The organism is Rhizobium sp. AN6A, assembly GCF_900215635.1.
Taxonomy (GTDB): domain Bacteria; phylum Pseudomonadota; class Alphaproteobacteria; order Rhizobiales; family Rhizobiaceae; genus Agrobacterium; species Agrobacterium tumefaciens.
Genome location: NZ_OCNC01000004.1, coordinates 240,386 through 253,732, shown reverse-complemented (window position 1 = coordinate 253,732; position 13,347 = coordinate 240,386). Strand labels below are relative to the sequence as shown.

Sequence of the window (13,347 nt, the reverse complement as noted above, 5' to 3'; positions counted from 1 at the left end):
GGGTGTATTTTTCAAAGGTTACTTCACGTTCGCGCCGACGACGCTGTCCCAGCCGCCGGTAACGGCTGCCTTGTTGGCGTCGACATCTTCGAGCGTCGGGAAGAATGCCTTTTCATAGGCTGCTGCCGGCGGCAGGCTGTCGATCAGTTCCTGCGGAACCTTGCCGGCCTTGACCATCGCGTTGAAGCGGATCGGGTGGCAATAACCCTTCAGCCAGCCGAGCTGACCGTCGTCGGAATAGAGGTGTTCCATCCAGAGCTTGGCAGCGTTCGGATGCGGGGCGTAAGCGGAAATGCCCTGAACGTAAACGCCAGCCAGAACGCCTTTTTCCGGAACCACGACTTCCGTGGGCGGGTTGTCGTTCAGCGTCTTCTTCCAGGAGAGCGCGTTATAGTCCCAGGCGACGATGATCGGGGTAGCACCCTGTGCCAGCGTGCCAGCCTTGCCGATGACTGGCAGGAAGTTGCCAGCCTTGTTGAGGTCGGCGAAATATTTCAGGCCAGCCTCACCGGCTTCCTTGCCGGACTTCGCACCACTGGCAAGACCGGCGGCGAGAACGCCGAGGATAGCCTGGTTGGAAGCGCGCGGATCGCCGGCAAGCGCTACCTGACCGGAATATTCCGGCTTCTGCAGGTCGGCCCAATCCTTCGGCACGTTCTTGACGAGGTCCTTGTTCACGAAGAAGGACATCACGCCGTAATAGTCGCCGTACCAGTAACCTTCCGGATCCTTGACGTTGTCAGGGATTTCGTCCCAGGTGGAGACCTTGTAAGGCTGCAGCAGGCCTTCGGCCTTCATCTGCGGGCCGAAAGCGAGACCGACGTCGACAACGTCAGGAGCCTGCGGGCCCTTGTTGTCCTTGTTCGCCTTTACCGCTTCGACTTCATCGGCAGAGCCGGCGTCGGGGTTGAGTTCGTTGACGGTGATTTCCGGATATTTCGCCTTGAAAGCGGCGATGACGTCACCGTAACCACACCAGTCGTGCGGCAGCGCGACGGTGGTCAGCATGCCTTCCTTCTTGGCGGCAGCGATCAGTTCGGCGCTTGGCGCAGCGGCAGCGATCGCGGTGGAGGCCATTACCAGAGCGGTGGTGGCAGCAAGCAGTCGACGGCAATGAGAGATCACTTTTTTCTCCTCTTCGTGTTCTCGTATTACGGACGCTGATACGGATTCTGGATGAAGCTAATGTGACGGCTGGATTGCAATTTATTTATCCGGATTCCGTCACTTTACGCCCATTTTCCGCCATCGCCCGGCTTTGTGCCTGCAATCGCGGGTTAATCCCATCATCATTCGTGTTGGACAGATATGTTCCCCAGCTTGTTTTTATCCCGCTTTATCGCGCTGGTAGCGATTTCAGGTATCCAATCAGCCGGCGGTTTCCGCGTCAAGCACTGTGCCGGCTACTAATGTTCATGTCCGGTCCGGCCTGCGGAACAGACGCGTCTGCTCGAACAGGCCTTCCAGCGCGTTCATGCGCTCCTTGGTTTCATCCCAGGTGCTGCTCTGCACCGCTTCGATCAGCGCTTCGACGACAAACAATGTAACGACCGATGAATCCCATGCCGAGGGCGCTTCGATCTTCACACGGAAGGTGTGCAGCGCATGGCGCGCCACCGGCGATGTCCATTGATCCGTAAAAAGAATGATCTGTACGCCGTTTGCCTTCGCCACCTCGGCGAGCGTCGTCATGTCGTGCTCATAACGGCGGATGTCGAAGATCACCAGCACATCGCCGGCGCTCATATTCAACATATATTGAGGCCAGGCGCTGGAGTTGGACGACATCAGCGTCGTCTTTGGCCGGATCACCTGCATATGCGTGAAAAAATATTCGGCAATCGCGCCGGTGATGCGCCCGCCGACGAAATAGATGCTGCGTTTGCGGTCCGAGAGCAGCCTTGCGGCATTGTCGAAGACCGCGGTGTCGAGATCGCTCAAAGTGTCGCGCAGATTGCCCGTTATGGCGTCGGCGAAACGGTTGAGAATATGTAGACCCGGTGCATTGGTTGCCCAGCGGTCATGTTTCGCAACCGGGCCGGAGATCGTCGCTTCCAGTTCCTGGTGCAGATGGGCCTGAAACTCCGGGTAACCTTTATATCCCAGCTTCTGCACCATGCGCGCCACGGTCGGCGTCGAAACACCGGCATTTTCGGCAATCGTGGTGATGCTGCCGAGACCCGAGACGGGGTAGTTGCCGAGAAGGCTCTCCGCCAGCCGTTTTTCCGAACGGGTCAGCGCGTCATAATGGGCATGGATGACATCCGACACGGTGGCCGTCGTACTGCGCAAATCTTTCCCCTTCCGGTCTTTTTGCCGGTGTATTGGCGAATATAAGCATCTGTGCCAGCTATCGAGTCAATGGGGAAAATGAAGAGAAAATTTCAAAATTCCATTTGACACTCGCGATAATGTGAAGAATTCTTTTCGTCATCGGCGGGATGGCAGGTTTCGGGGCGGGATGCGTGCATGACGGTGCGTTCACGGTTTTTCACGGAAGCGGAAGGACAGGCTGTCGGCGTCGAGAACGCCGCAGCGAAGGGCGACGTCGTTCTCGTCTGCGAACATGCTTCAGCCATCATCCCGGAAAAACTCGGCACGCTCGGTCTTTCGCCGGACGTGCTTTCGAGCCATGCGGCCTGGGATCCGGGTGCCTTGGCGGTTGCGAGGCTGCTTTCGCAAAAGCTTGATGCCACGCTCGTCCATCAGCGGTTTTCGCGTCTGGTCTATGATTGCAACCGGCCGCCGGAGTCGCCTTCTGCCATGCCGGTCAAAAGCGAGATTTACAATATTCCCGGCAATCTCGATCTGAGCGAGGCGGAGCGGTTTGCCCGTACCTCGGCGCTTTACGTGCCGTTTCACGACCGTGTCAGTGAGATTATTGCCGAGCGGCAGGACCGCGGCCGCAAGGTGGTGGTGGTGACCATTCACAGTTTCACGCCGGTCTATCACGGTCGGTTCCGTGAAGTGCAGATCGGCATCCTGCACGATACTGACAGCCGGCTCGCCGATGCGATGCTGGTGGGCGCCGAGGGTTCTGCGCTCACGGTAAAGCGCAACGATCCCTACGGTCCGGAAGACGGTGTAACGCATACATTGCGGCTGCATGCGCTGCCGGACGGACTTTTGAACGTCATGATCGAGATCCGCAACGATCTGATCGCCAATGAAGGAGACCAATCGGCAATTGCCGATTTTCTCCACGAGCTTATGGGGAAGGCGCTCTCATCAATCGATGAGTGAGGGAGCAATGGGGCGGCCTATGGTGAAAACACCGGGGCCGACCGTCAATGAGACTGCCGCAATCGACAAAAGCCGGAACGGCATGAAGCGGCAAGGGAACAGCAGATGCGTGCGGCGCAGTGCGGGAAACCTCCCGGGCGATGCCGGAAACTGGGGGCACAATCGGCCAATAACGGCTGGCTGGCTTTTTTTTCTATTAAGGAGAGAAGGGCATGGACGGTTCATCATCAGGCGTCAGCTACAAGAAGGCTGATGCATCCTATTTCGAAAAACGCGGACTATCCCGATACGCGGGCGTGTGGTCGCTGTGGTCGCTTGGCGTCGGCGCGGTTATATCAGGGCATTTTTCCGGATGGAATTTAGGCTTTTCCACCGGCGGCTGGGGCGGCATGCTGGTGGCGGGCATCATCATCGCCATCATGTATCTCGGGCTGACATTCTCGATTGCGGAAATGAGCCCGGCGCTGCCGCACACGGGTGCTGCCTATTCCTTTGCCCGCACGGCCATGGGCCCGTGGGGCGGTTTCGTCACCGGACTTTGCGAGAATGTCGAATATGTGCTGACGCCGGCGGTCGTCGTTACCTTCATCACCGCCTATGTGAACTCCATTCTCGGCCTCGATCCAGCCTATTCACCATTCGTGTGGATAGCCTTCTACGCGATCTTCCTTGCTCTCAACGTCTTCGGACTTGAGCTTTCCTTCAAGGTCACCCTTGTCATCACGCTGATTTCGCTCGGCGTTCTGGTGTTTTTCTGGGTCAGCGCCATTCCGAACATGGATTTTTCGCGTTACGCGCTTAATATCGGTGTCGGACCTGATGGCAAGGCTGTGGAACTGCCGGAAGGCAACGGTTCCTTCTTCCCATTCGGTTTTTCGGGCGTTCTTGCCACGCTACCTTTTGCGGTCTGGCTGTTTCTCGCCATCGAGCAGCTGCCGCTGGCGGCTGAAGAATCCGTTGATCCGAAACGCGATATGCCCAAGGGTATCATTCTCGGTGTCATCACGCTGATGGTTTCGGCCTTCATGATCGTGCTGCTCAACCCGTCACTTCCGGGCGTCGGCGCCTTCCATCTCAGCTCGTCGCTTGAACCGCTGCTGGATGGCTTCAAGGCGATCTACGGCGATGGCGGCGTGGTGCTGCTCGGTCTCGTGGCACTGACCGGCCTGATCGCCAGCTTCCATACGATCCTCTATGCGCAGGGCCGCCAGATCTATTCGCTGTCGCGTGCGGGTTACTTCCCGACCGTGCTGTCGATCACCCATTCGAAATACCGGACGCCATACGTTGCCAATATTGCCGGCGCGCTCGTCGGCCTTGCGGTCATGCTCGTCATCTGGTTCTCGCTGGGTGCGGAACAGGGCGGCAGCATCATCGGCAGCGTGCTTTTGAACATGGCCGTGTTCGGTGCGATGTTCTCCTACATCCTGCAGGCGATTTCCTTCATTCTGCTCAGGAAAAATCTGCCGCATATCGAGCGGCCGTTCCGCTCGCCCTTCGGCATTCCGGGCGCGGTGTTGACGATCATCATCGCTATCGTGACGCTGCTCTATCAGATCCAGGATCCGAACTTCACCAAGGGTGTGCTGTGGGTAGCCGTATGGTTTGCGGTTGCCATTGCCTACTTCGCCTTTGTCGGACGCCATCGCCTCATCCTGTCGCCGGAAGAGGAGTTCGCGCTGGAGCACAAGCAGGCTGCCATGGCAGCGGCGGCTGCAAAGGCCTGATGCTCGAACTGACAGGCGGCCGCATACCGGCCGCCTGCTCGCCACACGAAAAGGGATGGACAAAATGACGAGCTATACATTCGACGCGCTGAAGATGGATGTGGCCGAAGGGCGCATCGACACGGTTCTGGCCTGCCTTGTCGACATGCAGGGGCGTCTGATGGGTAAACGGTTCCAGGCGGAGTTTTTCGTTGAAAGCGCCTTTGAGGAAACCCATAGCTGCAACTATGTGCTTGCCACTGACATGGAGATGGAAACCGTTCCCGGTTACAAATCCTCAAGCTGGGAAAAGGGATATGGCGACTATACGCTGAAGCCCGACCTTTCGACGCTGCGGAAGGTGCCGTGGCTGGAAGGCACAGCGCTGGTTCTTTGCGATGTCCTCGATCACCATACCCATGAAGAAGTGCCGCATTCGCCGCGCGCGCTGCTGAAAAAGCAGGTGGCGCGGCTGGAGGCGATGGGGCTGAAGGCCTATATGGCCACCGAGCTCGAATTTTTCCTGTTCGACCAGACATTCGATGCGGCACGCGCCAGCGGCTACAGGGACCTGAACCTCGCCAGCGGCTATAACGAGGATTATCATATCTTCCAGACGACCAAGGAAGAGGACGTCATGCGGGCGCTGCGCAAGGGCTTGCAGGGTGCGGGAATTCCGGTCGAGAATTCCAAGGGCGAGGCGTCTCCCGGTCAGGCGGAAATCAATGTGCGTTATGCCGAGGCGCTGACCATGGCCGACCGGCACGCCATCATCAAAAACGCCACCAAGGAGATCGCCTGGTCGAAGGGTAAGGCGGTGACCTTCCTTGCCAAGTGGAACTACAATGCCGCTGGCAGTTCCTCGCATATCCACCAGTCGCTGTGGAGCCTGGATGGCAAGCCGGCTTTCCTCGACAAGGACGGCGAACACGGCATGTCGGATGTGATGCGGCATTATGTTGCCGGGCTTCTGGCGCATGCCAGCGACATCACCTATTTCCTGGCGCCCTACATCAATTCCTACAAGCGGTTCATGGCTGGCACCTTTGCGCCGACCAAGGCGATATGGAGCCTCGACAACCGCACGGCAGGATACCGCCTTTGCGGCGCGGAAACCAAGGGCATCCGTATCGAGTGCCGGGTCGGCGGGTCGGATCTCAATCCCTATCTCGCCATGGCCGCTCTTCTTGCGGCGGGCATTGACGGCATTGAAAATAAACTCGAACTTGAGCCCGCTTTTGTCGGTGACGCCTATGGCGGGAAGGACGTGCGCGAGATACCCAAGACATTGCGCGACGCGACCGCCTTCCTGGACGGATCGAAAATGCTGCGTGACGCCTTTGGCGACGACGTGGTCGATCACTATGTGCATGCCGCAAGGTGGGAGCAGGAAGAATACGACCGCCGCGTGACCGACTGGGAAGTGGCGCGCGGTTTCGAGAGAGCCTAATCATTACGGGAAAACATCATGACCATGATCCAGAATATCTCGCCCATCGACGGCTCGGTTTATGCCGAGCGGGAGGCGATGTCGCTGGAAGCGGCGCGCGCCGCCGTTTCGAAAGCGCGCAAGGCGCAGAAGGACTGGGCGCGACGTCCGCTTGAGGACCGCGTTCAGCTGGTTCTCAAAGGTGTGGCGCGCCTTAACGAAATGGTAGCCGAGGTGGTACCGGAACTGGCGCATATGATGGGTCGCCCGGTTCGTTATGGCGGCGAGTTCAAGGGCTTCAACGAGCGCTCCAACTATGTCGCCTCCATTGCCGCGGATGCGTTGGCGCCCCTCGTCATCGAGGAAAGCGGCAATTTCGAACGCCGCATCGAGCGCGAAGCACATGGCGTGGTCTTCGTCATCGCGCCGTGGAACTATCCTTACATGACGGCGATCAATACCGTTGCCCCGGCTCTGATGGCCGGCAACACAGTCGTCATCAAACATGCGGCGCAGACGCTTCTCGTCGGCGAGCGGATGGTGCGGGCTTTCGTCGAGGCGGGCGTGCCTGACGATGTCTTCATCAATGTCTTCCTCGATCACGGCACGACCTCGGCGCTGATTTCCGAAGGCCTGTTCAATTTCGTCAATTTCACCGGTTCGGTGGAAGGCGGTCGGGCCATCGAGCGCGCTGCTGCCGGCACCTTCACCGGTCTCGGGCTTGAACTCGGCGGCAAGGACCCCGGCTATGTGATGGACGATGCTGATCTCGACGCTGCCGTCGATACGCTGATGGATGGCGCGACCTATAATTCCGGGCAATGCTGCTGCGGCATCGAGCGTATCTACGTCAACGAAAACCTCTATGACGCATTCGTCGAGAAGTCCGTGGCGTGGGTGTCCAATTACAAGCTCGGCAATCCGCTGGAGCAGGAAACGACACTCGGGCCGATGGCCAACAAGCGTTTCGCCAAGGTGGTGCGCGCACAGATCGCTGATGCCGTCTCAAAGGGCGCCAAGGCTTTGGTCGATCCCAAGCTTTTCCCTGCCGATGACGGCGAGAGCGCTTACGTCGCTCCGCAAGTGCTCGTCAATGTCGATCATTCCATGGAGTTCATGACCGAAGAAACCTTCGGCCCCGCTCTTGGCATCATGAAGGTGAAGAACGACGACGAGGCCATCGCCCTGATGAATGACAGCAAATATGGCCTCACCGCCTCGCTCTGGACGCAGGATGCAGCGCGTGCCGGGCGGATCGGCCGTGAGATCGAAACCGGGACCGTGTTCATGAACCGTGCGGATTATCTCGATCCTGCGCTCTGCTGGACAGGTGTGAAGGAAACGGGCCGTGGCGGCTCGCTTTCCGTTCTCGGTTTCCAGAACCTGACCCGACCGAAATCCTACCATCTGAAGAAAGTCACGAAATGAATATCGTCGCCAACTGGAGCTATCCCACCGCCGTCAAGCTTGGCCGTGGCCGGATCAAGGAACTGGCGGAAGCCTGCAAGACGCTCGGCATCAAGAAGCCGCTTCTCGTCACGGATCGCGGCCTTGCCAATATGGCGATTACCGCGCATGCGCTCGATGTACTGGAAGAGGCTGGGCTCGGCCGGGCGATCTTCGCCGATGTCGATCCGAACCCCAACGAAATCAACATGGAAGCCGGCGTAAAAGCCTATCGCGATGGCGGCCATGACGGCGTCGTCGCCTTCGGCGGTGGTTCCGGACTCGATCTTGGCAAGACCATCGCCTTCATGGCCGGGCAGACGCGCCCGGTCTGGGATTTCGAGGATATCGGCGACTGGTGGACGCGGGCGGACGCCTCGAAGATCGCGCCCATCGTCGCGGTTCCGACGACGGCTGGCACCGGTTCGGAAGTCGGCCGCGCCAGCGTCATCACCAATTCGCAGACCCATGTGAAGAAGATCATCTTCCATCCGAAGCTTTTGCCCGGCGTCGTCATCTGCGATCCGGAACTGACGGTCGGCATGCCGAAGGTCATCACGGCAGGCACGGGCATGGACGCCTTTGCCCATTGCCTCGAAGCCTATTCGTCGCCGTTCTTCCATCCGATGAGCGCCGGCGTTGCGCTCGAGGGTCTGCGGCTGGTCAAGGAATTTCTGCCACGCGCCTATAAGGACGGCACTGACATCGAAGCGCGCACCAATATGATGGCGGCGGCTGCGATGGGGGCGGTTGCCTTCCAGAAGGGTCTCGGCGCCATTCACTCGCTCTCGCATCCGATCGGCGCGGTCTATAACACCCATCACGGCATGACCAATGCCGTCGTCATGCCGGCGGTCCTGCGTTTCAACCGCCCGGCCATCGAAGACAAGATTGCCCGCGCTGCCGCATATCTCGGCATTTCGGGCGGTTTCGATGGTTTCTATGATTATGTGCTGGAGCTTCGCAAGGAACTCGGCGTGCCTGATAACCTGACCGCCATGGGCATTAAGCCTGACCGCATCGACGAACTGGCGGCAGAAGCGATCAAGGATCCGAGCTGCGGCGGCAATCCGATGCCGATGACGCTGGAGAATACCAGGAAATTGTTTGAGGACTGCTTTTAAAAGGTAGTTATGGCAACCATGAGATTTTCAGTTTTTTCGCCATTGCTCGCAGTGGCGTTTCTAAGCCTGCCCCTCGTGGCTCAGGCCGCTTCTTTCAAGGAACTTTCCGGTCAGGGTTACAAAGTCGGAGCTCTGTCGAGCAATAAGGCAGGAATCCAGGGATGGAATTTGTCCAGGGGTTCAGACCGCTATTTCTGTGAAATGCGCGCGACTATGGCGTATTCTGGAAAGAAAGGCATTGTGTCCTTCACCAGCGCCGGACGCATGATTACGCTTGATCGTGCAACCGTTGAGAAAAGGCTGGGCAGTTCCCTGAACTTGCCGAAGTACGAGGATCTAAAAGCCGGCCGCCTGCGTGCGGACGATGTGGGTTCCTGCCGTAAGCTGGCGTGATCAATCAGATGGCAAAAGCCCGCGATTTATCGCGGGCTTTTTGTTGTCCCCACAAACGATCTTAGTCTTTTCTTAACCATGTTCGTTAAGGTTATGGAAAGCACCATGATTGGTTCGGTGCGTGAATGAGCATGAAACGGCTCTGATCATCAGGGGATATCATGCCTGTCATTACTTTTGCCAACACCAAGGGCGGCGCGGGAAAAACAACTGCCGTGCTGCTTCTGGCAACCGAACTCGCCCGCAGCGGCCACCGCGTGACCGTGCTGGATGCCGATCCGCAATTGTGGATTTCCCGCTGGCACGAATTATCAGGCGAGATTGAAAATCTCTCGGTAATTTCGCATGTGACGATGGCGTCCCTCGAGGGGCATATCCGCGAAAACAACGCCAATACCGACTGTTTCATCATCGATCTGCCGGGAGCGAAAAACCCGCTTCTGACCATGGCGCTTGGTATTTCCGACCATGTGCTGATACCGGTGCAGGGCTGCGCCATGGATGCGCGCGGGGCTGCCGAGGTTCTTGACCATATCGAGTTCCTGAACCGCAAGATGGGCAAGGCGATCGCCCATTCCATCGTGCTGACGCGGGTCAACGCCATGGTGGCGACCCGCTCGCTGCTGCTCGTCAAAATGCTGCTGGCCGAGAAGAACGTTTCGGTTCTGAATACGCCGATTGTCGAAAGAGCGGCCTATCGCGATATCTTCGATTATGGCGGCACGCTTCTCTGTCTCGATAAGGACAAGGTTAGCAATATCGAAAAGGCGGTGGAGAATGCGAAAGCATTCGCGAGCGAGGTGCTAGGCCTTTTGCCGAAACGCCTGTTGCGACTCGGCACGCAACCTGCTCGCCTTTTCACCCGCAAGGCGGCCTGAACACAATTTCCCGGCTAGCGTGTGGAGCCGCGCAGCTCGTTGTAACGCGCGATCTGCTCCCTGTTCAGCAGCTTGACCGTTTCGAGATGGGCGGCAAGGTGGATGTATCTGAGCTTCGCGCGGCTTGCCTCGATAATATCGAGGCGGGCACGCAGTTGATCCGCATCTATCGTGCCATCACGGAAAGCGGCCTCCAATGCCGCTTCCCTGGCGATCAATTGTTTTCCCTCTGTCGCGGCATTGTCTTGCATGGTCTCGAATAGCCGTTGCACCGAGGCCAGCTGCTGCGCCGTCAATGCCAGTTGCTCCGCCATTTTCTGAACATGCGAAGGCCCCGGAATTCCATTGAGATCGGCCGCTTTCGCAAAACCCCATCCGCCACCCTTCTCCAGCTCGGCAATGTCTTCAGCCGAGAGGCTTTTGATGTTTAAGCTATGTCCACTGGCCTGGGCCGAAAGATGCTGATGCTGCTGTTCTGCCGCGGCGGAGAGGGGCAGAAGGGCGACGAGAAGAACAAGGAGAGTGGATTTCATGGTGGCTACCTGATTGCTTCGATCTCTTGACCTTGCCAGCCGATGCCTTTGCTGGACATGATAGAGATCATGTCCAATCTGATTTTCAATTATCTTCGCCCGAAGGCTGCCGCCTCGAAGTCTTTTGAAAAGGGCGAGACCCTTTTCCATCGAGGCGATGCCATACACATGCTGTTTCTCGTGGCCGAGGGATATGTGCATCTGATGCGGTTTCAGTCCGATGGCAATGGCGCAGTGTTGCAACGTGCGGGACCGATGACGGTTCTTGCCGAAGCCTCGGTGTTCTCGGATCAATATCATTGCGATGCAGTGGCGATGATGGCTGGCCGTGTCCTGCTCGTGCCGATGATGACAGTGCGGCAATTGCTGGAGCGGGAGCCCGTATTCGCGCGCGGATGGATGAGCCATGTTTCCGGCGAGTTGCAGAAGGTCAGGACGCGCGCCGAAATATTGGCGCTGCGCTCGGTCGGGGCGCGGCTCGATGCGTGGACCGCATTCAATGATGGCCAGCTTCCGCCAAAGGGCCAATGGAAGAGCCTGGCTGAGGAAATAGGCGTTTCCCCCGAAGCGCTTTATCGCGAACTTGCCAAACGCCCGGCTTCATCAATCTAGCGGGTTTCATTATTGACTTGATTTGGAAATGATCGTTTCCTATATTGCAGCCATGACCGATACCATCCACACCAATTCCCCGGAACAACGCCATCGCGGCAGGCCGCGCGAGTTCGATATCGACCGCGCGCTTGATGGAGCAATCCGTGTTTTTTCAAGGCGCGGGTATCACGCCACCTCTGTCGGTGATCTTACCGATGCGATGGAATTGGCGCAGGGCAGTCTCTACAAGGCTTTCAAGGACAAGAAATCCATCTTCATTGCGACAATGGAGCGCTACAGGATCTTGCAGACGGAGCGGTTTGAAGCCGCCGTTGCCGGTTATGATACCGGTTACGAGCGTTTGCGGGCCGGCCTGATGTTTTATGCGGAACGGTCGCACGGTGCCACCGGTTCGGATGGATGCCTCGTGGTTGGTGCTGCCGCCGATCTCGCCGCACTGGACGACGATATCGCTGTCGTGGTCGAGCGGGCCGTGAAGGCGAGGGAGCGTATCGTTGCCCGCCTTGTGGCTGAGGGGCAGAAGGATGGTTCCGTGCAGTCGAAGACTGATCCCGATGATCTCGCCAGAGCGATGTTGTGCATGATGTACGGCATGCGGGTGGTGGGAAAGACCGGGCGCAGTTTGGAAGAGATGACGGCCGTGGTGAATATCGCCCTGAAACTTGCCGAATGATTTTGTGGCTATTTAGGAAACATTCGTTTCCATATTGGAGAAAATGATGACGACGCGTGTAGTTGAAGGGGAGGATGTTTACGAAACATCCATTTCCCCGGCCCTGACTTTTCTGCTGGCTACCGCCTGCGGACTGATTGCGGCTAATCTTTATTATGGCCAGCCCCTTGCCGGCATCATCGGGGCGGAGCTTGGCCTGTCTGCCGGCGCAACCGGTCTGATCGTGACCCTGACGCAGATCGGTTACGGCGTCGGCCTGCTGTTCGTCGTGCCGCTTGGCGATCTGGTCGAGAATCGCAGGCTGGTCGTCAGCACCGTTTCGATGGCGGTGCTTGCGCTCCTTGCGGCGGCTTTTGCCCCGCATGCGGCACCTTTTCTGATTGCCGCCTTTCTGGTGGGCATCAGTTCGGTCGCGGTGCAGGTTATCGTTCCCTATGCGGCGCACATGGCGCCGCATGCTATTCGAGGGCGGGTGGTCGGCAATGTCATGAGCGGATTGATGGCCGGTATCATGCTGGCGCGCCCGGTTTCCAGCCTCCTGTCGGAAGTGGTCTCCTGGCGCGGTGTGTTCCTGACTTCGGCTGGCGTCATGGCAATTCTCGCCGTTGTGCTCTATCGCCTTTTGCCCGTTCGTGTGCCTGAGGCAAGGCTGGGTTATGGGGCGTTGATGGCCTCCATGGGCAGGCTTGCCGCCCATACGCCTATCCTGCGGCGGCGCGCGATCTATCACGCCTTCCTGTTTGCTGCCTTCAGTCTGTTCTGGACGACGACGCCGCTTTATCTGAGCGGACCGCATTTCAATCTCAGCCAAGGTCAGATTGCGCTGTTTGCCCTTGCCGGTGCAGCAGGCACCGTCGCCGCTCCGATTGCGGGGCGCATGGCTGACCGGGGCTGGACCTATGCCGCTACTTTTGCCGCGATGGTGGCAGCGGCGCTGTCATTCGCCGTCACGCATCTTGCGCCCGAAGGATCGCATCTGGCACTCGGCATTCTCGTGGTCGCCGCCATCGTTCTCGATTTCGGCGTCACCACCAACCTGGTGCTCGGTCAGCGCGCCATCTTCACGCTCGGGGCGGAATTTCGCAGCCGTCTGAACGGCGTCTACATGGCGACATTTTTCATGGGCGGGGCGATCGGCTCTGCCATCGGCGGCTGGGCCTATTCCGTCGGGGAATGGGGTGCGGCGTCCTGGGTCGGCTTTGCTCTACCAGCGGCGGCGGCGCTTTACTTCCTGACTGAAAAGCGCGGATAACATCCATCAACGAAAAAGCCCGGCGGATGACATCCGCCGGGCTTTTGCAATCTTT

General features: G+C 58.4%; 13 protein-coding genes. 10 read left to right on the top strand and 3 right to left on the bottom strand.

What is annotated here, in order from left to right:
- Window positions 1–18: 18 nt before the first annotated feature.
- Window positions 19–1,125: an ABC transporter substrate-binding protein gene (locus tag CRO62_RS13870; RefSeq protein ID WP_097100622.1), complete on the bottom strand. Its 1,107-nt coding sequence runs from the start codon at window positions 1,123–1,125 to the stop codon at window positions 19–21.
- Window positions 1,126–1,413: 288 nt separating this feature from the next.
- A complete protein-coding gene (locus CRO62_RS13860) occupies window positions 1,414–2,292 on the bottom strand; it encodes a MurR/RpiR family transcriptional regulator (RefSeq protein ID WP_003513323.1) in 879 nt (292 codons plus the stop codon).
- 177 nt (window positions 2,293–2,469) lie between these two features.
- On the opposite strand from CRO62_RS13860, the gene CRO62_RS13855 reads away from it, so the two are divergent.
- From CRO62_RS13855 to CRO62_RS13825, 7 genes are all read left to right on the top strand, one after another.
- Window positions 2,470–3,243, top strand: a complete 774-nt coding sequence (locus CRO62_RS13855; protein WP_097100621.1) for an N-formylglutamate amidohydrolase — start codon at window positions 2,470–2,472, stop codon at window positions 3,241–3,243.
- Between the two features lie 212 nt (window positions 3,244–3,455).
- Window positions 3,456–4,970 (top strand): amino acid permease, encoded by a 1,515-nt coding sequence (locus CRO62_RS13850; RefSeq protein WP_097100620.1) that lies wholly within the window; start codon window positions 3,456–3,458, stop codon window positions 4,968–4,970.
- Window positions 4,971–5,034: 64 nt separating this feature from the next.
- The gene (locus CRO62_RS13845) at window positions 5,035–6,399 is read left to right on the top strand and encodes a glutamine synthetase family protein (RefSeq protein ID WP_097102993.1); all 1,365 of its coding nucleotides are present in this window, start codon (window positions 5,035–5,037) and stop codon (window positions 6,397–6,399) included.
- Between the two features lie 18 nt (window positions 6,400–6,417).
- Complete coding sequence (locus CRO62_RS13840; protein WP_097100619.1) at window positions 6,418–7,806, top strand: aldehyde dehydrogenase family protein; 1,389 nt, start codon at window positions 6,418–6,420, stop codon at window positions 7,804–7,806.
- Window positions 7,803–8,948, top strand: a complete 1,146-nt coding sequence (locus CRO62_RS13835; protein ID WP_097100618.1) for an iron-containing alcohol dehydrogenase — start codon at window positions 7,803–7,805, stop codon at window positions 8,946–8,948. The genes CRO62_RS13840 and CRO62_RS13835 overlap by 4 nt, the downstream gene beginning before the upstream one ends.
- 9 nt (window positions 8,949–8,957) lie before the next feature.
- Window positions 8,958–9,341 (top strand): hypothetical protein, encoded by a 384-nt coding sequence (locus CRO62_RS13830; RefSeq protein ID WP_097100617.1) that lies wholly within the window; start codon window positions 8,958–8,960, stop codon window positions 9,339–9,341.
- Between the two features lie 161 nt (window positions 9,342–9,502).
- Window positions 9,503–10,219 carry a ParA family protein gene (locus tag CRO62_RS13825; protein WP_097100616.1) on the top strand — a complete coding sequence of 239 codons (717 nt, stop codon included), beginning with the start codon at window positions 9,503–9,505 and terminating at the stop codon, window positions 10,217–10,219.
- 14 nt (window positions 10,220–10,233) lie between these two features.
- On the opposite strand, the gene CRO62_RS13820 is transcribed toward CRO62_RS13825, so the two are convergent.
- The gene (locus CRO62_RS13820; protein ID WP_097100615.1) at window positions 10,234–10,752 is read right to left on the bottom strand and encodes a Spy/CpxP family protein refolding chaperone; all 519 of its coding nucleotides are present in this window, start codon (window positions 10,750–10,752) and stop codon (window positions 10,234–10,236) included.
- A 57-nt stretch (window positions 10,753–10,809) separates the two neighbouring features.
- Between CRO62_RS13820 and CRO62_RS13815 the strand changes: the two genes are divergently transcribed.
- Genes CRO62_RS13815 through CRO62_RS13805 form a run of 3 tightly spaced genes read left to right on the top strand, consistent with a single transcriptional unit; the run spans window position 10,810 to window position 13,292 of the window.
- Entirely contained in the window at window positions 10,810–11,364 is a 555-nt protein-coding gene (locus CRO62_RS13815; RefSeq protein WP_097102991.1) for a Crp/Fnr family transcriptional regulator, read from the top strand.
- A gap of 28 nt (window positions 11,365–11,392) precedes the next feature.
- The gene (locus tag CRO62_RS13810) at window positions 11,393–12,040 is read left to right on the top strand and encodes a TetR/AcrR family transcriptional regulator (protein WP_097100614.1); all 648 of its coding nucleotides are present in this window, start codon (window positions 11,393–11,395) and stop codon (window positions 12,038–12,040) included.
- Window positions 12,041–12,086: 46 nt separating this feature from the next.
- Entirely contained in the window at window positions 12,087–13,292 is a 1,206-nt protein-coding gene (locus CRO62_RS13805; protein ID WP_179784522.1) for an MFS transporter, read from the top strand.
- Window positions 13,293–13,347 lie beyond the last annotated feature (55 nt).